This is a genomic window from Pseudomonas sp. B21128 (genome assembly GCF_044218865.1).
Taxonomy (GTDB): Bacteria; Pseudomonadota; Gammaproteobacteria; order Pseudomonadales; family Pseudomonadaceae; genus Aquipseudomonas; species Aquipseudomonas iridis.
Genome location: NZ_CP162590.1, coordinates 5,261,786 through 5,282,473 on the forward strand (window position 1 = coordinate 5,261,786; position 20,688 = coordinate 5,282,473).

The 20,688-nt window shown below is 59.2% G+C and carries 16 protein-coding genes; 7 read left to right on the forward strand and 9 right to left on the reverse strand.

Annotation, left to right across the window (positions count from 1 at the left end; translation table 11 throughout):
- Positions 1-153: 153 nt before the first annotated feature.
- From AB4P91_RS23700 to cobA, 6 genes are all read left to right on the forward strand, one after another.
- On the forward strand, positions 154-1,365 hold the full coding sequence (locus AB4P91_RS23700) for a NarK/NasA family nitrate transporter (RefSeq protein ID WP_150597032.1): 1,212 nt from the start codon (positions 154-156) through the stop codon (positions 1,363-1,365).
- 7 nt (positions 1,366-1,372) lie between these two features.
- Entirely contained in the window at positions 1,373-3,043 is a 1,671-nt protein-coding gene (locus tag AB4P91_RS23705; RefSeq protein WP_395603836.1) for a protein kinase, read from the forward strand.
- Positions 3,044-3,463: 420 nt separating this feature from the next.
- Positions 3,464-5,917: a nitrite reductase large subunit NirB gene (nirB, locus tag AB4P91_RS23710; protein ID WP_150594602.1), complete on the forward strand. Its 2,454-nt coding sequence runs from the start codon at positions 3,464-3,466 to the stop codon at positions 5,915-5,917.
- A complete protein-coding gene (nirD, locus tag AB4P91_RS23715; RefSeq protein ID WP_042558503.1) occupies positions 5,914-6,231 on the forward strand; it encodes a nitrite reductase small subunit NirD in 318 nt (105 codons plus the stop codon). The genes nirB and nirD overlap by 4 nt, the downstream gene beginning before the upstream one ends.
- Positions 6,231-8,945 (forward strand): molybdopterin-dependent oxidoreductase, encoded by a 2,715-nt coding sequence (locus AB4P91_RS23720; protein WP_395603837.1) that lies wholly within the window; start codon positions 6,231-6,233, stop codon positions 8,943-8,945. Before nirD ends, AB4P91_RS23720 begins: the two co-directional genes overlap by 1 nt.
- 14 nt (positions 8,946-8,959) lie before the next feature.
- Positions 8,960-9,727, forward strand: coding sequence for a uroporphyrinogen-III C-methyltransferase (gene cobA, locus AB4P91_RS23725; protein ID WP_395603838.1), 768 nt, complete (start codon positions 8,960-8,962; stop codon positions 9,725-9,727).
- A 74-nt stretch (positions 9,728-9,801) separates the two neighbouring features.
- Here the strand turns inward: cobA and AB4P91_RS23730 are convergent, their stop codons facing one another.
- From AB4P91_RS23730 to ppsA, 8 genes are all read right to left on the reverse strand, one after another.
- Positions 9,802-10,836 (reverse strand): OmpA family protein, encoded by a 1,035-nt coding sequence (locus tag AB4P91_RS23730; protein ID WP_042558500.1) that lies wholly within the window; start codon positions 10,834-10,836, stop codon positions 9,802-9,804.
- Between the two features lie 107 nt (positions 10,837-10,943).
- Complete coding sequence (gene sigX, locus AB4P91_RS23735) at positions 10,944-11,534, reverse strand: RNA polymerase sigma factor SigX (protein WP_042558499.1); 591 nt, start codon at positions 11,532-11,534, stop codon at positions 10,944-10,946.
- 89 nt (positions 11,535-11,623) lie between these two features.
- Positions 11,624-12,448: a mechanosensitive ion channel domain-containing protein gene (locus AB4P91_RS23740; protein ID WP_008048604.1), complete on the reverse strand. Its 825-nt coding sequence runs from the start codon at positions 12,446-12,448 to the stop codon at positions 11,624-11,626.
- 2 nt (positions 12,449-12,450) lie between these two features.
- A complete protein-coding gene (locus tag AB4P91_RS23745; protein WP_008076827.1) occupies positions 12,451-12,699 on the reverse strand; it encodes a hypothetical protein in 249 nt (82 codons plus the stop codon).
- A 63-nt stretch (positions 12,700-12,762) separates the two neighbouring features.
- Positions 12,763-13,758 (reverse strand): zinc transporter ZntB, encoded by a 996-nt coding sequence (locus AB4P91_RS23750; protein WP_395603839.1) that lies wholly within the window; start codon positions 13,756-13,758, stop codon positions 12,763-12,765.
- 21 nt (positions 13,759-13,779) lie between these two features.
- Entirely contained in the window at positions 13,780-14,271 is a 492-nt protein-coding gene (rraA, locus tag AB4P91_RS23755; protein ID WP_100847899.1) for a ribonuclease E activity regulator RraA, read from the reverse strand.
- A 229-nt stretch (positions 14,272-14,500) separates the two neighbouring features.
- Positions 14,501-15,490 carry an alpha/beta fold hydrolase gene (locus AB4P91_RS23760; protein ID WP_395603840.1) on the reverse strand — a complete coding sequence of 330 codons (990 nt, stop codon included), beginning with the start codon at positions 15,488-15,490 and terminating at the stop codon, positions 14,501-14,503.
- Positions 15,491-15,676: 186 nt separating this feature from the next.
- On the reverse strand, positions 15,677-18,052 hold the full coding sequence (gene ppsA / locus AB4P91_RS23765) for a phosphoenolpyruvate synthase (RefSeq protein ID WP_150597026.1): 2,376 nt from the start codon (positions 18,050-18,052) through the stop codon (positions 15,677-15,679).
- Between the two features lie 174 nt (positions 18,053-18,226).
- On the opposite strand from ppsA, the gene AB4P91_RS23770 reads away from it, so the two are divergent.
- Positions 18,227-19,045, forward strand: coding sequence for a pyruvate, water dikinase regulatory protein (locus AB4P91_RS23770; RefSeq protein ID WP_042558495.1), 819 nt, complete (start codon positions 18,227-18,229; stop codon positions 19,043-19,045).
- A gap of 121 nt (positions 19,046-19,166) precedes the next feature.
- Here the strand turns inward: AB4P91_RS23770 and AB4P91_RS23775 are convergent, their stop codons facing one another.
- Positions 19,167-20,576, reverse strand: coding sequence for a PLP-dependent aminotransferase family protein (locus AB4P91_RS23775; RefSeq protein WP_395603841.1), 1,410 nt, complete (start codon positions 20,574-20,576; stop codon positions 19,167-19,169).
- Positions 20,577-20,688 lie beyond the last annotated feature (112 nt).

Genomic DNA, 20,688 nt, shown 5'->3' on the forward strand with positions numbered 1-20,688 from the left:
CGTCGCTGACCCGCTCGCCCCACCCGGCGAATCAGGTAGCGGCGTTTTTGCGTTTTTGGCCCCACAGCCCGGGGCCGGTGGTGCGGCCGTGGTGGCGCCCCACTTTGCTGACTCATGACTCCTTCTCGAGACTCTTTACAGCTGAGGTGCGCGATGAATAAAAGCTTCTGGAAATCCGGCCATACCCCGACCCTGTTCGCGGCCTTCCTCTACTTCGACCTGAGTTTCATGGTCTGGTACCTGCTCGGCCCGCTGGCGGTGCAGATCGCGGCCGACCTGCACCTGACCACGCAACAGCGCGGGCTCGTGGTCGCCACGCCAATCCTTGCCGGCGCCGTGCTGCGCTTCGCGATGGGCATGCTGGCGGATCGGCTGTCACCGAAAACCGCCGGGCTGATCGGCCAGGTCATCGTCATCTGCGCGCTGTTCGGTGCCTGGAAACTCGGTATTCACAGTTACGAACAGGCGTTGATCCTCGGTCTGTTCCTCGGCATGGCCGGCGCTTCGTTCGCCGTAGCGCTGCCGCTGGCGTCGCAGTGGTACCCGCCTGAGCATCAAGGCAAAGCCATGGGCATTGCCGGCGCGGGCAACTCCGGCACCGTGTTCGCTGCACTGCTCGCGCCGATACTGGCCGCATCCTTCGGCTGGAGCAACGTCTTCGGCTTCGCAGTGATCCCATTGATCCTCACGCTGGTGCTGTTCGCCTGGATGGCAAAAAACGCCCCGCAACGCCCGAAAGCCAAGTCCATGGCCGACTACTTCAAAGCCCTGGGTGACCGCGACAGTTGGTGGTTCATGTTTTTCTACAGCGTCACCTTCGGCGGCTTCATCGGCCTGGCCAGCGCCCTGCCCGGTTACTTCAACGATCAGTACGGCTTGAGCCCGGTCACCGCCGGTTACTACACCGCTGCGTGCGTATTCGGTGGCAGCCTGATGCGGCCATTGGGAGGCGCACTGGCGGATCGCTTCGGCGGCATTCGCACCTTGTTGGCGATGTACACCGTGGCGGCTATCTGCATCGCAGCGGTCGGCTTCAATCTGCCGAGTTCCTACGCGGCGCTGGCACTTTTCGTCTGCACCATGCTCGGTTTGGGGGCAGGCAACGGAGCAGTTTTCCAACTGGTGCCGCAGCGCTTTCGTCTTGAGATCGGCGTGATGACCGGGCTGATCGGCATGGCTGGCGGTATCGGCGGTTTTGCGCTGGCGGCAGGCATGGGCGCGATCAAACAGAGCACCGGCAGCTATCAACTGGCCTTGTGGCTGTTCGCCAGCCTTGGCGTGCTGGCGTGGTTTGGCCTGCACGGCGTCAAGCGGCGCTGGAGAACCACCTGGGGTTCGGCGGCCGTGACTGCGGCTCGAGTCTGAGACCTGAATGGCCCTGCAACTGAGTTTCGCCGAAGCCAGCGCCACCGGCCCGCGCGCGGAGAATCAGGACGCCCTGCGTCTGGTCACGCCCGCCCCGGCGCTGGCGGCTAGCAAGGGTTACCTGTTCGCCATCGCTGACGGTGTCAGCCAGTGCGCCGATGGCGGACTGGCTGCGCGCTCGACCTTGCAGGCGCTGGCCCTCGACTACTACGCCACCCCCGAAACCTGGAGCGTGGCCCAGGCACTGGATCGCCTGCTGCTGGCGCAAAATCGCTGGTTGCAGGCCAACGGCGGTGGGCAACCGTTGCTCACCACTGTCAGCGCTTTGGTCATTCGCGGTAGGCGCTTTACCCTGGCCCACGTAGGCGATTGTCGGGTCTATCGTTGGCATGCCGACAGCTTGCAGCGGATATCCAACGATCATGTCTGGGAGCAGCCGGGCATGCAGCATGTGCTCAAACGTGCGTTAGGGCTTGATCAGCATCTGGTGCTGGATTTTCTCGACGGCGAATTGCGCGCGGGCGAGTGTTTCGTGCTGCTCAGCGACGGCGTGTGGTCGACGTTGGGCGATACCGCCATTGCAACGATCCTGCGCGACCAGCCGGATCTGCAAAGCGCGGCAAACACGCTGGTGCACGCCGCGCATCTGGCCGGCAGTCAAGACAACGCCAGCGCCTTGCTGGTGCGGGTAGATGCCGTCGGTGAAGCGAACATCGGCGATGCGCTGATGCATCTTCAGCAGTGGCCGCTGCCCCCGCCGCTGAAATCCGGTCAGTCTTTCGAAGGCTGGCAGGTGCAAGAAATTGTCAGCCAGAGTCAGCAATCACTGCTCTATCGCGTGCACGACGACCAAGGTCAGCCATGGTTGCTGAAAACCCTGCCCGCACGACTGGCAGATGATCCACAGACCGGGCAAGCGCTTCTTTCGGAGGAATGGTTTCTGAAACGCGTGGCCGGTCGGCATTTTCCTGAAGTCCATGCGTGCCTTCAGCGTCAGCATTTGTACTACGTGATGCGGGAATATTCGGGGACGACCCTGGCGCAGCTTTTCCAGCGAAGCGGGCCGTTACCATTGGCAAAGTGGCATGAACTGGCAGAACGACTGCTGCGTGCGGTGGGCTTGCTGCATCGGCGGCAAATTCTGCACCGGGATATCAAACCGGAGAACCTGCTGCTGGGTGACGATGGTGAGTTACGCCTGCTGGATTTTGGTCTGGCCTACTGTCCCGGCCTGTCCGAAGACGCTGTTTCGACTTTGCCGGGAACTCCAAGCTATATCGCCCCGGAAGCCTTTCGCGGTGACCCGCCCGGCGCACAACAGGATCTGTATGCGCTGGGCGTGACCCTGTATTTCCTGCTCACGGGGCACTTTCCCTATGGCGAGATCGAAGCCTTTCAACGGCCGCGATTTGGCTTGCCGGTCAGTGCCAGTCGCTACCGCCCCGATCTGCCGGAGTGGCTGGCGCAGGGCCTGGAGCGCGGCGTTGCTGCCGACCCGCAACAGCGTTTTGAAACGGCAGAAGAATGGTTGCTGGTACTGGAACAGGGTGAGCGGCGCAGCTTGAGCGTGCGCCCCAGACCACTGCTGGAGCGCGAGCCGGTGAAGGTCTGGCGGACGATGGCGCTGGTGGCGCTGTTGGGCAATCTGGTGCTGCTGGTTTTACTGTTTCATGGTTGACCGAGTCGCGCCTTTCGCGAGCAAGCTCGCTCCCACAAGGGATCTATGGCGTTCACAAATCCCCCTGTGGAAGCGAGCTTGCTCGCGAAAGCGCCCGCCCATCCACTCAAAAATCCGTCCGTTTTTCGCCCCACTAACGAGCAACTCGCTTCGATTCGGTGCATAGACAACCATCCACCACCCGCGCCCCCCCAATAAACCCGGCTTACTCCGACTTGGCACAACCACTGCATTAGCCCTTTCAACACACACATAAAGTCCAACCTTCAACGACGAAGGCTGGGCTCCCCGAGAGAACGGGACCAGGACAAAGGCGTCCTCGCTAGGCAACTAGCGGGACGCCTTTTTTTGTTTGCGCAAAATTTCTCGAGCAAGGCCTGAAGCCCACAAGAGGCCAGCCGCCGCTCCCCGGAGAACCTGATGAAAAAACTCAAACTGGTGATGATCGGCAACGGCATGGCCGGCGTCCGTACCCTCGAAGAACTGCTCAAGCTGAGCAACGAGCTGTACGACATCACAGTCTTCGGCGCCGAGCCGCATACCAATTACAACCGCATCCTGTTGTCGCCGGTGCTGGCCGGTGAGCAAACGTTCGAGGAGATCGTGCTCAACGACCTCGACTGGTACCTGGAAAACAACATCAAGCTGCTGCTCAACCGCAAAGTGGTGGAAATCGACCGGGTCAAGCGCCGGGTGATTGCCGAGGACGGCACTGAAGCCGAGTACGACAGACTGCTGATCGCCACCGGCTCGACGCCGTTCATTCTGCCAATTCCCGGCAACACCTTGCACGGCGTGATCGGCTACCGCGACATTGCCGACACCCAGGCAATGATCGACACCGCCAAAACCCACAAGCACGCCGTCGTGATCGGCGGTGGCCTGCTCGGCCTCGAAGCTGCCAACGGCCTGATGCTGCGCGGCATGCACGTCACCGTCGTGCATCTCGGTGAGTGGTTACTGGAGCGGCAACTGGACAAGACCAGCGGCCAACTCCTGCAAAGCGCTCTCGAATCCCGTGGCCTGCATTTCCGCCTGTGCGAGCAAACCCAGGCCCTGCACGATGCCGGCAACGGTCGGGTCGGCTCGGTGCAATTCAAGAACGGCGACATCATCCCAGCTGATCTGGTGGTCATGGCCGCCGGCATCCGCCCCAACACTGAACTGGCGGAAAAGGCCGGCATTCCGTGCAATCGCGGCATTCTGGTCAACGACACCCTGCAAACCTATGACCCGCGCGTCTATGCCATCGGCGAATGCGCCAGCCACCGCGGCATCGCTTATGGCCTGGTGGCACCGTTGTTCGAACAGGCCAAGGTCTGCGCCAACCACCTCGCGCAATTGGGTTTCGCCCGCTATCAGGGCTCGGTTACATCGACCAAATTGAAAGTCACCGGCATCGACCTGTTTTCCGCCGGCGACTTCATGGGCGGCGAAGGCACCGAAACCATCACCCTCTCTGATCCGATCGGCGGGGTGTACAAAAAACTGGTGATCAAGGATGACGTTCTGGTGGGCGCCTGTCTGTACGGCGATACGGCAGATGGCGGTTGGTATTTCCGACAAATTCGTGAGAATCACGTCATCGGCGAGATCCGCGATCACCTGATGTTTGGCGAAAACGCCCTCGGCGACGTAGGACATCAGGGCCAGGACAAAGCCATGGTCATGGCCGACACCGCCGAAGTCTGCGGTTGCAACGGCGTGTGCAAGGGCACCATCGTCAAAGCCATTCAGGAACACGGTCTGTTCAGCGTCGATGACGTGAAGAAACACACCAAAGCGGCCAGTTCCTGCGGCTCCTGCGCGGGGCTGGTCGAGCAGATCCTGATCAACACCGTCGGCGGCGCGGCGGACGTCAAACCGAAAAGCGAAAAAGCCATCTGCGGTTGCAGCGACCTCAATCACGGCCAGATCCGCCAGGCGATCCGCGAGCAACATCTACTGACCATCGCCGGCACCATGAGCTACCTCAACTGGCGCACGCCAAACGGCTGCGCGACATGCCGCCCGGCGCTCAACTACTACCTGATTTCCACCTGGCCGGGCGAGGCCAGGGACGATCCGCAATCGCGCCTGATCAACGAGCGCGCCCACGCCAATATCCAGAAGGATGGCACTTACTCAGTGGTGCCACGGATGTGGGGCGGTGTGACCAACCCTTCGGAATTGCGCCGAATTGCCGACGTCGCCGACAAGTACAACGTGCCGATGGTCAAGGTCACCGGCGGTCAGCGCATCGACCTGCTGGGCATCAAGAAACAGGATTTGCCCGGCGTCTGGAAGGATCTCGACATGCCCTCCGGCCACGCCTACGGCAAATCGATTCGCACGGTGAAAACCTGTGTCGGCAGCGAGTTCTGCCGCTTCGGCACGCAGAATTCGACGCAACTGGGCATTGAGCTTGAACATGACCTGTTCAATATGTGGTCGCCGCACAAAGTGAAACTGGCTGTCTCCGGATGCCCACGCAACTGCTCGGAAGCGGGGATCAAAGACGTAGGAATCATCGGCGTCGATTCCGGATGGGAGATGTACATCGGTGGCAACGGCGGGATCAAAACGGAAGTCGCCGAATTCTTCGTCAAGCTGAAAACCGCCGAAGAAGTCCGCGAGTACAACGGCGCATTCCTGCAGCTTTATCGCGAAGAAGCCTTTTACCTCGAACGCACCGTGCACTACCTGCAACGGGTCGGCATGGAGCACATCAAGAAAGCCGTGCTTGAAGACCCCGAGCGTCGCAAAGCGTTGAACGAGCGCCTGCAATTCTCCCTGTCGTTTGAGCAGGACCCTTGGAAAGAGCGACTGGCGCAGCCGCAATTGAAGAAAGAATTTGACGTGATCCCTGTGAAAAACCTGGAGGTGCCGGCATGAACTGGCTCGATATCTGTGCCCTGGAAGAGATCAATACCCTCGGTTCGCGGATCATTGCCGGACCCAAAGGTGACATCGCGATTTTTCGTACAAGTGACGACGAAGTATTCGCACTCGACGACCGCTGCCCGCACAAGGGCGGCCCGCTGTCACAAGGTTTGATTTACGGCAAACGTGTGGCCTGCCCGCTGCACAACTGGCAGATCGACCTGCAATCCGGTGAAGCCCAGGCGCCTGATATCGGGTGCGCCCACCATCACGCGGCGCGGGTTGAAAACGGCCGGGTGCAATTGGCCCTGCGGGACGCTATCTGATGAACCGCCAGACGACCGCCTCGACCTGCTGTTATTGCGGGGTCGGCTGCGGCGTACTGATCGAGCATGACGGCGAGCGCATCCTCGGCGTCAGTGGCGATCCGGCGCATCCGGCCAACTTCGGCAAACTCTGCAGCAAAGGCTCGACCCTGCACCTGACCGGCGACCTCGCAGCGCGGGCGCTGTATCCGGAATTGCGCCTGGGCAAAGCGCTCGCACGCAGCCGCACCGACTGGGACACGGCGCTGGACCATGCTGTAAATGTGTTCGCCGAGACCATCGCCGAACACGGCCCGGACAGTGTGGCGTTCTACATCTCCGGACAGCTGTTGACCGAGGATTATTACGCCTTCAACAAACTGGCGCGGGCGCTGGTCGGCACCAACAACATCGACAGCAATTCACGCCTGTGCATGTCTTCGGCCGTGGTCGGCTACAAACGTAGTCTCGGCGCCGATGCACCGCCATGCAGCTATGAAGATCTGGAGCTCAGTGATTGCGTGATGATCGTCGGCAGTAACATGGCCTACGCCCATCCGGTACTTTTTCGTCGGCTCGAAGAGGCTAAATCGCGCCGTCCGCAGATGAAAGTCATCGTCATCGACCCACGGCGCACCGACACCTGCGATCTGGCCGATCTGCATCTGGCGATTCTGCCTGGCACCGATGTCGCTTTGTTCCATGGGATTTTGCACCTGCTGTTGTGGGAAGAATGGATCGACCGCGACTTCATCAACGCCCACACCGAAGGTCTGGCCGAGCTGAAAAGCCTGGTACGTGATTACACGCCACAGATGGTGTCGCAGTTGTGCGGGATCAGTGTCGAGCAACTGCAGCAATGCGCTGAATGGGTGGGCACGGCGCCGAGTTTTCTGTCGCTGTGGTGCATGGGCTTGAACCAGTCCACTGCCGGCAGCGCAAAAAACAGCGCGCTGATTAACCTGCACCTGGCTACCGGGCAAATCGGTCGTGCGGGTGCAGGACCTTTCTCTCTCACCGGTCAGCCAAATGCCATGGGTGGGCGGGAAACCGGCAGTCTGTCCAATCTGCTGCCCGGGCATCGTGATGCGGCCAACCCCGAGCACCGTGCTGAAGTCGCGGCTTACTGGGGCGTCGATCGGTTGCCGGAAAGCACCGGGCTCAGCGCTGTCGAACTGTTTGAACAGGTGCGAAGCGGCAAGATCAAGGCATTGTGGATTGCCTGCACCAACCCTGCGCAATCGATGCCGGATCAAAACTCGGTACGCGCAGCACTGCAGGCGTGTCCGTTCGTGGTATTGCAGGAAGCCTTCCGCACCACTGAAACAGCTGCATTCGCCGACCTGTTATTACCCGCCGCCAGTTGGGGCGAGAAGGAAGGCACGGTCACCAATTCCGAGCGACGCATTTCCCACGTACGCAAAGCCATTCTCGCACCGGGTGAAGCGCGGCCAGACTGGGCAATTACGGTGGATTTCGCACAGCGTCTGGAGAAACGTCTGCGCCCGCAGCACCCGAGCCTGTTTGCCTTCGATCGACCTTCGCAGCTATTCGATGAATTCAAGTTGCTTACCCGCGGGCGTGATCTGGATCTCTGCGGGATCAGTCATGCACTGATCGACCAGATCGGGCCGCAACAGTGGCCCTTCCCCGCTGGCGCCCGGCACGGAACAGCGCGGTTGTACAGCGACGGTATTTTTCCTACCGCTAACGGCCGCGCGCAGTTCATTGCCGACCCTTACCGCGCCGCCAAGGAGCAGCGTGATGCGCGCTTCCCGCTGACGCTGATCACTGGCCGCCTGCGCGATCAATGGCACGGCATGAGCCGCACCGGCACGGCGGCGCAACTGTTCGGTCATGTCAGCGAAGCGGTATTGAGCCTGCACCCGGACGAACTGCGCCGGCACCGTTTGCAGCCGGGCGATCTGGTCAATCTTAAAAGTCGTCGAGGCGCCGTGATCGTTGCGGTGGGTAGCGATGACAGTGTGCGTCCGGGCCAGGCCTTTTTGCCGATGCACTGGGGCGATCGCTTTCTCAAGGGCGGCGTGAATAGCGTGACGCTGCCGGCCTTCGACCCTTTGTCCAAGCAGCCGGAACTCAAACACAGCGGTGTGCGCTTGGAGTCGGTCAATCTGCCGTGGCAACTCTTCGCACTGATCGAGGGTGATGTTCAACAGCATTTCGAGACGCTACGACCCCTGTGCGAGGCGTTTTCCTACGTGAGTCTGAGCCTCGTCGGACGTGAACGCCCGGCATTGCTGATACGCGCTGCCAGCGGCTCGGCACCGGACCCGCAGTTGCTGGGTGAGATCGACGAATGTCTGTCGCTGATCGATGGCCCCGTACTGGCCTATGACGACCCGCGCCGGGCCATCGGCAAGCGTGTACGCATTGAAAACGGCCGGATTACCGCCATTCGCCTGGCTGGCGAAACCCTCGCGCAACACTGGCTGCAAGGTTTGTGGCTGGAAGGTCGCGCGGATGAACAACTGCGACGCTGGCTGCTGGCGCCAATGAGCGCGCCGCCGGGCAACGCCGGGGCGCAGGTCAGTCACGATAAAACCTTGTGCAACTGCAACAACGTCAGCCTCAACGCAGTCTGCGCCGGTATTGGCCAAGGACTTGACCTGCAGGGTTTGAAAAATCAACTGGGATGCGGCACGCAATGCGGCTCGTGCGTCCCGGAAATAAAGCGCTTGCTGGCCGCCAACGTGCAGCCGATTGCCGTCATTTGATGAGGGAAGACACCATGAATGCGAAAGTCTGGTTGGTGGGCGCAGGCCCTGGTGATCCGGAACTGTTGACCCTCAAAGCCGTGCGCGCCCTGCGTGAAGCCGATGTGGTGATGATCGATGACCTGGTCAACGACGCCGTGCTGGAACACTGCCCCGCCGCGCGAATCATTGCGGTGGGCAAGCGCGGTGGCTGCCGCTCGACGCCGCAGGCCTTCATCCATCGTCTTATGTTGCGCTACGCCCGTCACGGCAAATGCGTGGTGCGGCTCAAGGGCGGTGATCCGTGCATCTTCGGTCGTGGCGGTGAAGAGGCGCAGTGGTTACGCGAGCGTGGCGTCGAGGTCGAGTTGGTCAACGGCATCACCGCCGGGCTGGCCGGTGCGACGCAGTGCGATATTCCCCTGACCCTGCGCGGTGTCGCGCGCGGCGTGACGCTGGTGACTGCGCATACGCAGGATGACAGCCAATTAAATTGGCAGGCACTGGCGCAAGGCGGGACGACGCTGGTGATCTACATGGGTGTGGCCAAGCTCGGCGAGATTCGTGAGCAATTGTTGGCGGGGGGGATGGCGAAGGATACGCCGGTAGCGATGATCGAAAATGCCTCGTTGCCACATCAGCGTGAGTGCCGCAGTGATTTGATGGCGATGGAGTTGGATGCCTCTGCGTTTGAGCTGAAAAGTCCAGCGATTCTGGTGATTGGTGCTGTTGCTGCTGTTACGCAAGATCAAAAGATCGCAGTCTGCGGGAGCGTCCACACCGAGAGTGCATGCGCCCTGTAGGCGCTGACGCTTTACCAAATCGCAGACAAAGAAAAGCCCGGCCTAAGCCGGGCTTTTCTCAGAGCGGCAGCTAATTACTTAGCTTGAGCTTCAACCTGCGCTTCTACGCGACGGTTTACAGCGCGGCCAGCTTCAGTTTTGTTGTCAGCAACTGGGCGGGATTCGCCGTAGCCAACAGACTGAACGCGGGACGATTCAACACCGTACTGGTTGGTCAGAACTTGCTTAACGGCGTTTGCACGACGCTCGGACAGTTTCTGGTTGTAAGCGTCAGGACCGACGGAGTCAGTGTGACCTTCAACAGTAGTGGTGGTGGATGGGTACTGCTTCATGAAGTCAGCCAGGTTTTTGATATCGCCGTAGCTGTTGGTTTTAACAACAGATTTGTCGAAGTCAAATTTAACGTCCAGCTCAACACGAACAACTTCAGCAACTGCCGGGCAGCCATCAGCGTCAACAGTTACGTTGGCTGGGGTGTCTGGGCACTTGTCAACGTTGTCGCAAACGCCATCGTTGTCGCTGTCGGAGCAGACTTCAGCTGGTGCTGGAACTGGAGCAGCAGCAGGCTTGGAGCCGCCACCGAAGTTCACACCGATACCGACGCTTGGAGCCCACTCGGTGTCGCCTTGGTCGATGTTGTACTGAGCTTCAACGCCGGCACGGGCGTAGAAGTTGTCAGTGAAGTACAGCTTGGCACCGCCGCCAACGTTGGCGAAAGTGGAACGGTTACGACCGTTCGAACCGTTCTGGTCGATGCTCTGGTCAGAGAAACCGGCCGAAACGTACGGACGCAGCATGTCGCCCGGGTTGTTGAAGTGGTACAGAGCGTCCAGAGCGGTGTTAGCGCCTTTTACGTTCTTGCCGTCGTCGGCACGTACGTTGTGCACTTCGTCGTAGCCCAGACGCAGTTCAACGTCGTCGGTCAGGAAGTAACCGATCGAGCCGCCGAACAGGTTGCCGTTGTTCTTGAAGTTACGAGCGCTGTCGAATTGTTCTTTCTTAGCGAAGCCTTCGATTTCAACTGCGCCTTGGCCTTGTGCCAGAGCGCCGAACGAAGTGGCAGCAATAAGAGAACCAATGGCCAAGCCCAAGGTGTTTTTCAGTTTCATCCGTTAAATCCCCATCTGGTGATTGTGAAGCAGTCCCGCAAACCGGGGGACAACTCGGCGGCAAGTCTATCAGAACTTGCCTACACGTAAGAGATATTTGCGCTGAACTAAGTTTCAGCAATGCCTGCAAATTTCTCACGCAATTTATCTAGAGCGCGTTTGTACCGCATTTTTGTAGCACTCAAACCCATGTGCATGATGTCTGCGATCTCCTGAAACTCCAGCTCTGCGACAAATCGTAGCACCAGAATTTCGCGGTCAATCGGGTTCACATACACCAGCCAGCGATCAAGCCCGCCCTTGTCCTCGGGTTTTGGCGCCTTTTCTTCGGACGCTTCCTCGAGGGGGTCAAGACTCAATGCGTCCATCAAGCGACGCTTTCGCCGTTCCTTCCGATACTGCGTGATGCATTCGTTGTAAGTGATGCTGTACAGCCAGGTTTTGAACTTCGATTTCCCCTCGAAATTCTTCAAGCCATACAACACCTTCAACATCACTTCCTGACAGACATCGTCTGCGTCGCGATCGTTCCCAAGATATCTCGCACAGACGTTAAATAATGTTCGCTGGTAACGCCGCATCAGTTCTTCATAGGCACGCGTCACGTGAAACAGCTCGGTGTGCGAGCGCGCGACCAACTCCTCATCAGAGAGCTCGCGGGGGTCGTAGCGCGTAGATAGCGTTTGGGCTTTATTCAAAACAAGTCGTGCCGACAGTCAGGTCAATGTCCGCCGCAACCAGCCTCAGCTGGCATTCGCGGCGGCATACATTAGCAGGGTTTGCCGGATTAGCGGCTACTCACATGCTGTTCCAGCAGGATCCGATTGGAAAGAGAGACTAGCTCACCCTCATCGGTCAGCAATGTGGTTTTAACCGTGCCGATCTCTTCGATCTGGCCTTCGACCTCGCCAACACGCACTTGTTGCCCAACCTGGTACAACTCACGCACATAGATTCCCGCAAGAATCTGACCGGCAATTTCCCGGCTTCCCAACCCCATGGCCAGCGCAACCGCCAGACCAACGGTAATCAATACGATGACAATCACATGGTTCAGCAGGTCGGTCTTGACCTCAAGCTGACTGATCGCGACCGAGATGCTGATGATGATCACCAGCCCCTGAGCGATTCGCCCCAGCCCCGAAGCGTAGTCCAGGCCTACGCCTTCTGCCGCCCCACGGACCAGCCCATTGGCCAACTGCGCGAGCAAAACACCCACCAGCAACACCAGGGCTGCGCCAAATACTTTCGGCAAATACAGCGCCAGCATATCGAGCGTAGCTGAAACTCTCTCAAGGCCAAGGGATTCTGCTGCAGAAACCAGAAAAATAAGCAGCACGAACCAGTAAACGATCTTGCCGATCAGTGTCGAGATCGGCACCTGAAGCCCTGCGCGCGACAGCAACTTGGTCAGCCCGGTGCCGCCCATCAGGCGATCGAGGCCCAATTTAGCGAGCAATTTGGACAGCAAGGTATCGAGCAACTTGGCCACGACGAAACCCAACAGCAGCACCACCAGTGCGCCGAACAGGTTCGGGATGAAGTTGGCGACTTTGGTCCACAACGCAGTCATTGCAGTGACGAGGCTCTGAGTCCAGAGATCAAGTTCCATATTCAATCAGCCTTATCAGCAGTGCGAGCGGTAGGTTTACGAAGACGGGAAACCGGCGAGACATGGGCCGATCCGTTATTCAGGGCGATCATCAGCGCGGGCAGCCAGCGGCCCAGCAGGCTAAACAGATCACCCGCGCCGACCTGGCGGTTGGCGGTTTTGAGTACGCGGCCCAGACACGCATCGTCGTCACGGCTGGACGGCGAGGCGTTGAGCATGTCGCGCAAAGACTGTTCAAACGGATCGTGCATACGCACCTCTCGTGATGTCTGTGAAAGACGCGGGCAGATTTGGTCGGGTCACATGCGCCATGTTCAGACCCAGCGCAAACGACGGAATAACCACCATTGGCCGAAGGCCATGGCAAGCACCGTCAAGCAGGCGATCAGGAAACCATAAGGGCTGCTCGCGAACGGAATTCCGCCCACATTTATACCCAACAGCCCGGTGATAAAACTCATCGGCAAAAAGATGCAGGTGATGATCCCGAAGCGGTACATCGTGCGATTCATGCGCACGCTCAAACGCCGGTCTTCTGCCTCCAGGACAAGCCCCACGCGCTCTCGGGTCAATTCGAGTTCTTCCAGATAACGGGTCAGGCTGTTGTTCAGCTCGTTCCAGTAATCGGCATCATCATCGACAAACCACGGCAGTTTTATCCGCGTCATCTGGCCGAAAATATCCCGCTGTGGAGCGAGAAACCGCTTCAGTCCAGCCGCCCTTCGACGGATGTGCAAAATCGATCCGTGCTCTGGGGTATACCGTTCGTCGGCATCCATCTTTTCTTCTTCCTCATCGGCGACTTCCGAGAGGCAAGTGACCAGATCCTGCACTTTATTAGTGAGGAATTGCGCCAGATACAGGATCAGCTCAGAGGACGTTTTCGGGCCTTTGCCCTCCGCCAGAATCGTCAGCAGTTCATCCGTGGCGCGCAACGGGCGCAAACGCAGGGAAATAACGCGCTGGGCAGACGCGAAAATCCGCACCGAGACCATGTCTTCCGGTTCGGCACCCGGGTTGAGGTTGACGCCGCGCAAAAACAGCAGCAATTCGGAATCGGGCAACGGCAACAGGCGCGGTCGAGTGTTCTCTTCCAACAGCAAGTCGCAGGAGAATTCGTTCAGGCCACTGGATTTGCGCAGCCAGGTCTGCGTTTGCGGATGACTGCGATCCCAGTGCAGCCACAGACTTTCATGGGCCTGTAGCTGCAAATCGTCGAGCTCAGTCCGGGCTATCGAACGCGCACCGCCTCTACCGTCCAGCACCAGGGCATGCACCAGCCCCCATTGCGCGTTTTCTTCCTCGAACATCCTCATCCCTTTGTCAAAAGCTTATTCAGGCATCTTCAGCGGGCTCGGCGAGATGATCACGCCGTTGTTGTCCGCATAAATGTAGTGGCCCGGGTGGAACGTCACTCCGGCGAAAGTTACTGGAACGTCAAGGTCGCCGAGCCCGCGCCTGTTGGACTTCCTCGGGTGGCTAGCAAGGGCCTGCACGCCCAGATCGGTCTGCGCGATGATATCGACGTCGCGGATGCAACCGTAGATCACCAGCCCTTCCCAACCGTTTTTCGCGGCTTTCTCGGCCAGCATGTCCCCCAGCAGGGCATGACGCAGCGAACCACCACCGTCGACCACCAGTACCTTGCCATTCCCTTTGAGCTCGACCTGCTCCTTGACCCGCGAGTTGTCTTCGAAGCATTTGATGGTCACGATTTCGCCGCCGAATGAATCACGGCCGCCGAAATTGCTGAACATCGGTTCCAGCACCTGGACCAGCTCCGGATAGGCGTCGCACAGGTCAGGCGTGAGGTAATGGTTCATCGAAAAACTCCTGTAAAAAGGAAGACGATCAAGGATGACGCACTCTTGTGAGACGAGTTCCGGCAGTCGCTGTTTACCTTAGTTCATGCAAGGGTCGCTGAACGAACCTGAACAAACGCTGAAACGTAATAGCAAATCAGCCACTAAAAGTGACCAGAACCGCACAATGCGTCATATCTTAGCCGCAAGCCGACCCGAACGAAATGGCCTTTTTTCAGCGCCTCGCGACTCAGACCGCTGCCGCCAGATCCGGCTTCTCACCCAGTAACGGCGTGTGCTGATCGTTCAACCAGCGTGCCACCAGTGGCCATACCTGCGTCTGTGCAGCCTTGCTTACTAACATTTCGACATGGCCGAAATTATCGTTGAAGCCCTGTTCGCGCCCCAGATTGATGAACTGTTTGTGCTCAGAGCCAATCTGCTCGAACAGTTTGCGACAAGCCCACGCAGGATCCTGATGGTCCCCGGCTGCACTCACCGCCAGCACTGGCACGTGAACATCAGCCAGACCGGCCCACCAATCTTTGTCCTTGTAACCAAACCGGCCGAACAGGCCGTACCAGCGCATGCTCTCGATGGCCAGGCCGATGGGCTCGTCTTCCGGTCCGCGCTTGAGACGTGAGCCCGACAACTGCGCGAAACGCTTGAGAATGAAGCGACCGCTCCATTCAACCGGCGGAATCTTCAGCGGCCAGTAAGTACGGCTGACCTGAGTGCCAAAAAACGCCGCCGACGCCACGGCGGGTTCGCCCAGATACTCGCCACCCAGAGCCGCCGCCAGGGTAATGCCGCCCAGCGAATGGCCGATCCAGTGCGGCACCTGCCCGCTCTGCTCTCGCACGAATGCAGCGATTGCCGGCAGGTCGTACCTGGCGTAGTCGGCGACACGGTTCCTGCGGTATTCCTCGTTGCGCTGCGATAAACCGTGACCGCGCATCTCCGGAATCCACACGTCGAAGCCCAGCCGCGCCAGATAAGCGCCTAGCCCCAGACCTTTGGGCGAGAACCAGAAGCGTCGGTTGGAAAAACTGCCGTGCAACAGAATGACCGGCACACCACGTACCGCCGGTTCATCGGCCATACCCAAACGGGTGACGGCGATTTCTACGGACCAGTCCGGGCTGTTGCCGGGTTTCAGACGATAAACGTCTTCGCTCAGATCGCCGCGCCGCTCGGCGCTGATCAGGGCGACAGGAAATAGGTTGCTGCTGCTTTGCATAATGCTCTTGCACAAAAAAGGGCGGCATCCGGAGGCGCTCGCCCTACTTCAATCTCAAAGCCCCGCCCCTTGTGGGAGCGAGCTTGCTTGCGAAAGCGGTACATCTGTCGACATCGATGTTGAATGTCAGTCCGTCTTCGCGAGCAAGCTCGCTCCCTCAGGGGCAGCGACCCGTTCACATAACCATCAAGCCTGCGCTTGGCCTTCCGCGAGGAAGAACCAGGTTTCCAGCACAGTGTCCGGGTTCAGCGACACGCTTTCGATGCCCTGCTCCATCAGCCAGCGGGCCAGATCCGGGTGATCGGAAGGGCCCTGACCGCAGATACCGATGTATTTGCCAGCCTTGTTGCACGCCTGAATCGCGTTCGACAGCAGCTTCTTGACGGCCGGATTACGCTCGTCGAAGAGGTGCGCGATGATCCCGGAGTCACGATCCAGACCCAGCGTCAGCTGAGTCAGGTCGTTGGAACCGATCGAGAAACCGTCGAAGAACTCGAGGAACTCTTCAGCCAGAATCGCGTTGGATGGCAATTCGCACATCATGATCACGCGCAGCCCGTTTTCGCCGCGCTTGAGGCCGTTCTCTGCGAGCAGATCAACAACCTGACTGGCTTCGCCGAGGGTGCGCACGAACGGCACCATGATTTCGACGTTGGTCAGGCCCATCTCGTTGCGCACGCGTTTCAGCGCGCGGCATTCGAGTTCGAAGCAATCGCGGAACGATTCGCTGATGTAACGCGAAGCACCACGGAAACCCAGCATCGGGTTTTCTTCTTCCGGCTCGTACAGCTTGCCGCCGATCAGGTTGGCGTATTCGTTGGACTTGAAGTCCGACAGACGCACGATGACCTTCTTCGGAGTGAACGCTGCTGCCAGGGTGCTGATGCCTTCAACCAGTTTGTCGACATAGAAGCCAACCGGATCGTCGTAGCCGGCAATACGCTTGTCGACGCTGTCCTTGATTTCCTGCGGCAGACCGTCGTAGTTCAGCAGCGCTTTAGGGTGCACGCCGATCATGCGGTTGATGATGAACTCCAGACGGGCCAGGCCCACACCGGCGTTCGGCAGTTGCGCGAAGTCGAAGGCGCGGTCCGGGTTGCCGACGTTCATCATGATCTTGAACGGCAGATCAGGCATGGCGTCCACGGAGTTCTTCTTGATGTCGAAGCCCAATTCGCCTTCGAAGATGTAACCGGTGTCGCCTTCAGCGCAGGACACGGTTACGCCCTGGCCATCCTTCAGCAACTGGGTGGCGTTGCCGCAACCGACAACGGCTGGAATGCCCAGCTCACGGGCGATGATCGCCGCGTGGCAGGTACGCCCGCCCCGGTTGGTCACGATGGCGCTGGCGCGCTTCATTACCGGTTCCCAGTCCGGGTCGGTCATGTCGGAAACCAGTACGTCGCCCGGCTGGACCTTGTCCATCTCGGACACGTCCTTGATGATCCGCACTTTACCGGCGCCGATGCGCTGGCCAATGGCACGCCCTTCAACCAGCACGGTGCCGGTTTCTTTCAACAGGTAACGTTCCATGACGTTGGCCTGGGTGCGGCTTTTCACGGTTTCCGGACGGGCCTGCACGATGTACAGCTTGCCGTCGTCACCGTCCTTGGCCCACTCGATGTCCATCGGGCACTGGTAGTGCTTCTCGATGATCATCGCCTGCTTGGCCAGCTCGCTGACTTCAGCGTCGGACAGGCAGAAACGCGCGCGATCAGCCTTGTCGACGTCGATGGTCTTGACCGACTTGCCGGCCGTGGCGACTTCGCCGTAGATCATCTTGATGGCTTTGCTGCCCAGGTTGCGACGCAGGATCGCCGGACGACCGGCCTCCAGCGTGCCCTTGTGGACATAGAATTCGTCCGGGTTCACCGCGCCTTGAACGACGGTTTCGCCCAGACCGTAAGCGCCGGTGATAAACACCACGTCACGGAAACCGGACTCGGTGTCGAGGGTAAACATCACGCCGGCGGTGCCGGTTTCCGAACGCACCATGCGCTGCACGCCGGCAGACAGGGCGACCAGTTTGTGGTCGAAGCCCTGATGCACGCGGTAGGAGATCGCACGGTCGTTGAACAGCGAGGCGAACACCTCTTTGGCAGCGCGGATAACGTTCTCCACGCCACGGATGTTCAGGAAGGTTTCCTGCTGACCGGCGAAGGATGCGTCCGGCAAGTCTTCGGCAGTGGCTGAAGAACGCACGGCCACGGCCATGTCAGGGTTGCCGGCCGACAGCGCGGCGAACGCGGTGCGGATCTCGGTATTGAGTTTTTCCGGGAATTCGGCGTCCATGATCCATTGACGGATCTGCGCGCCGGTCCTGGCCAGTGCGTTGACGTCATCAACATCGAGCGCGTCGAGGGCCTGGTGGATCTGGTCGTTGAGGCCACTCAGTTCGAGGAAGTCGCGATAGGCCTGGGCGGTGGTGGCGAAGCCGCCGGGGACCGACACACCGGCACCCGCCAGGTTGCTGATCATCTCGCCCAGGGATGCGTTCTTGCCCCCCACATGCTCAACATCGTGTTTGCCGAGCTTATCGAGGGAAACTACGTACTCTACCAAGGTGATCTCTCCACTAACTGTGTTGGAAAAGCTCAGAAACCGGCTGCTCGGGGGAGCGTTGGCCGGTTGTATGGCCTGGACCTGGAAAATAAGTGAGAATGCAGGCCAATGGCGGCCGGCAAATCGCGCCTATCATATCCAAGATTCGTTATTAGCTTAAGGCCCAAGGTGCAAATGAAACGATCTGCTTTCTTTATCTCCGATGGCACCGGCATTACCGCCGAAACCCTGGGTCAAAGCCTCCTGGCGCAGTTCGAAAACATTACCTTCAGCAAATTCACGCGACCATACATCGACAGCGTGGATAAAGCGCGGGCCATGGTACAACAAATCAATAAAGCCGCCGAAACCGACGGCTTTCGCCCGATCATCTTCGACACCATCGTCAATCAGGACATTCGTGAGATTCTCGCAACGTCCAATGGTTTCATGATCGACATTTTCTCGACGTTCCTCGCCCCGCTTGAGCAGGAATTGACCGAGCATTCTTCCTACACTGTCGGCAAGTCGCATTCGATCGGGCACAACTCCAATTACATGGAGCGGATCGAGGCGGTGAACTTCGCCCTCGACAACGATGACGGCGCCCGCACGCACTATTACGACAAGGCCGATCTGATTCTAGTGGGCGTGTCGCGATGTGGTAAGACGCCGACGTGTCTGTACATGGCCATGCAATTTGGTATCCGCGCGGCCAACTACCCGCTGACCGAAGACGACATGGAGCGCCTGCAACTGCCGCCCGCCCTGCGCGCCCATCAGCACAAGCTGTTCGGCCTGACCATCGACCCGGACCGCCTCACCGCGATCCGCAACGAGCGCAAACCCAACAGCCGCTATTCGAGCTATGCCCAGTGCGAATTCGAAGTGCGCGAAGTGGAAAACCTGTTCCGCCGCGAAAACATTCCGAACATCAATTCCACACATTTTTCGGTGGAAGAGATCTCAGCGAAGATTCTGGTGGAGAAAGGGGTGGAGCGACGGTTCAAGTAGTTTTGCGGTGTCTGATCTGACGCCATCGCTGGCAAGCCAGCGCCCACAGGGATTTGTTGTGAATGTGAATGTTGCAAACACCAGAGAAACCTGTGGGAGCGGGCTTGCCCGCGATGAACGATTACACGATGTCTGTTAATGCCCAGGCCAAAGCTTCGAAACCGCCAAGCAACAATCCGTCATTCCCCACCGAATTACACACGCTCACCCGAATAAACTGCGGCACCGCCGCATGCCCTACCGCAAACGCCTCGGCAGTCGCCACCAGATAGTTGTTTTCTTTCAATTCCGCAGCAATCTGCGACGCTCGCCACAACTCGGGCACCTCTACCCAAAAGTGCGGACTGTAGGTGTGCGTCTTGTAGTTCAAGCCGTCCAGCACACCTGCAACCAACGCCTTGCGGCGGCCAATCTCCGTGATCTGCTCATCCAGCAAACGTTCGGCCATGCCGTTTTCGATCCACAGGCGCGCCACCTCCATCGACAGCGGATTGGCCATCCAGCACGTTGCACGAATGGCTGAGCTGATACGCACGATCAACGCCTGCGGCGCATGCAGATAACCGACCCGCAAACCCGCCGAAACGGCCTTGCTGAGACTGCCGATCAGCACCGCACGCTCGGGGGCGAAATAACTCAATGGCAGCGGGCGCTGGTGGTCGAGCACAGCATGGGCTTCGTCTTCGATAATCAGCAGATTGTGCTGGCGGCACACCTCGGCAATCGCCTCGCGCCGCAGGATCGACATCACAGCGGCTGTAGGATTCTGGATCGTTGGCGTGCAATACACCGCCGCCACCCGATGCTGACGGCAAATGTCCTCCAGCGCCGAGGGCAACAGTCCTTCGTCATCCATCGCGGCGCCGATGAGTTTTATCCCGAGTTGACGTGCGACGCTGATCAATCCGGGGTAGGACAAATGCTCGGTCACGACCGTGTCGCCGGCCTTGAGCAAAGCCATCAGGGCGCACAGCAAACCGTGCTGGCCACCGTTGACGCACAGCACCTGATCGGCGTGCGGCACGAAATTCCCGTGGCGCAACCAGACCGCCCCCGCCACCCGGTGCCTGGCCAATCCGCTTTCGGCGGTATACCCGGTCAATTGCTGTAACAGGCCCGGATCATTGGCCAGTTCAACAAGACTCTCGCGCATGAACGCTGCTTCCTGACCGGGGATCGGCTGGTTGCGGCTCATGTCGAAACACGCTGGCGGCTCGTCGCTGACATTGCGAAAGCCTTTGTCCTGCGGCCGTTCCATCCCGCGCTGACGCACATAGGTGCCGTCTCCTACGCGGGCCACGACTAACCCGACACGCTCCAGCTCGCCGTAAGCACGACTGATGGTGCCGATGGTGACGCCAAGACTATCGGCCAACAGTCTGTGCGGTGGCAGCTTGCAACCTGCCTCGATAACGCCCTCGCCGATGGCCTTTTCGACCGCATCGGCCAAGCGTTTGTACTTGACGCCGACGCCATTGACGAGGCCGTCGCGAAGGATTGACACCATGGCAATACTTACTTTGACAGTCATTCTCGCCCCTAATAGCGTATTGAAAACAGGTTCAATCAGGAATAGACCTTTTCAGTAATGAGGTCAATTCCTCGCTCGGAGCACCCTACATGTCAACTGTCGTCAGCTCACC

Bases quoted from the DNA above. Each gene is read 5' to 3' on its own strand.
- AB4P91_RS23770 (WP_042558495.1), top strand. From the start codon at position 18,227: ATGAAACGATCTGCTTTCTTTATCTCCGATGGCACCGGCATTACCGCC.
- AB4P91_RS23740 (WP_008048604.1), bottom strand. From the start codon at position 12,448: ATGGAACTTGATCTCTGGACTCAGAGCCTCGTCACTGCAATGACTGCG.
- AB4P91_RS23705 (WP_395603836.1), top strand. From the start codon at position 1,373: ATGGCCCTGCAACTGAGTTTCGCCGAAGCCAGCGCCACCGGCCCGCGC.
- AB4P91_RS23745 (WP_008076827.1), bottom strand. From the start codon at position 12,699: ATGCACGATCCGTTTGAACAGTCTTTGCGCGACATGCTCAACGCCTCG.
- AB4P91_RS23720 (WP_395603837.1), top strand. From the start codon at position 6,231: ATGAACCGCCAGACGACCGCCTCGACCTGCTGTTATTGCGGGGTCGGC.
- AB4P91_RS23760 (WP_395603840.1), bottom strand. From the start codon at position 15,490: ATGCAAAGCAGCAGCAACCTATTTCCTGTCGCCCTGATCAGCGCCGAG.
- AB4P91_RS23750 (WP_395603839.1), bottom strand. From the start codon at position 13,758: ATGTTCGAGGAAGAAAACGCGCAATGGGGGCTGGTGCATGCCCTGGTG.
- nirB (WP_150594602.1), top strand. From the start codon at position 3,464: ATGAAAAAACTCAAACTGGTGATGATCGGCAACGGCATGGCCGGCGTC.
- AB4P91_RS23775 (WP_395603841.1), bottom strand. From the start codon at position 20,576: ATGACTGTCAAAGTAAGTATTGCCATGGTGTCAATCCTTCGCGACGGC.
- rraA (WP_100847899.1), bottom strand. From the start codon at position 14,271: ATGAACCATTACCTCACGCCTGACCTGTGCGACGCCTATCCGGAGCTG.
- AB4P91_RS23700 (WP_150597032.1), top strand. From the start codon at position 154: ATGAATAAAAGCTTCTGGAAATCCGGCCATACCCCGACCCTGTTCGCG.
- cobA (WP_395603838.1), top strand. From the start codon at position 8,960: ATGAATGCGAAAGTCTGGTTGGTGGGCGCAGGCCCTGGTGATCCGGAA.
- nirD (WP_042558503.1), top strand. From the start codon at position 5,914: ATGAACTGGCTCGATATCTGTGCCCTGGAAGAGATCAATACCCTCGGT.
- AB4P91_RS23730 (WP_042558500.1), bottom strand. From the start codon at position 10,836: ATGAAACTGAAAAACACCTTGGGCTTGGCCATTGGTTCTCTTATTGCT.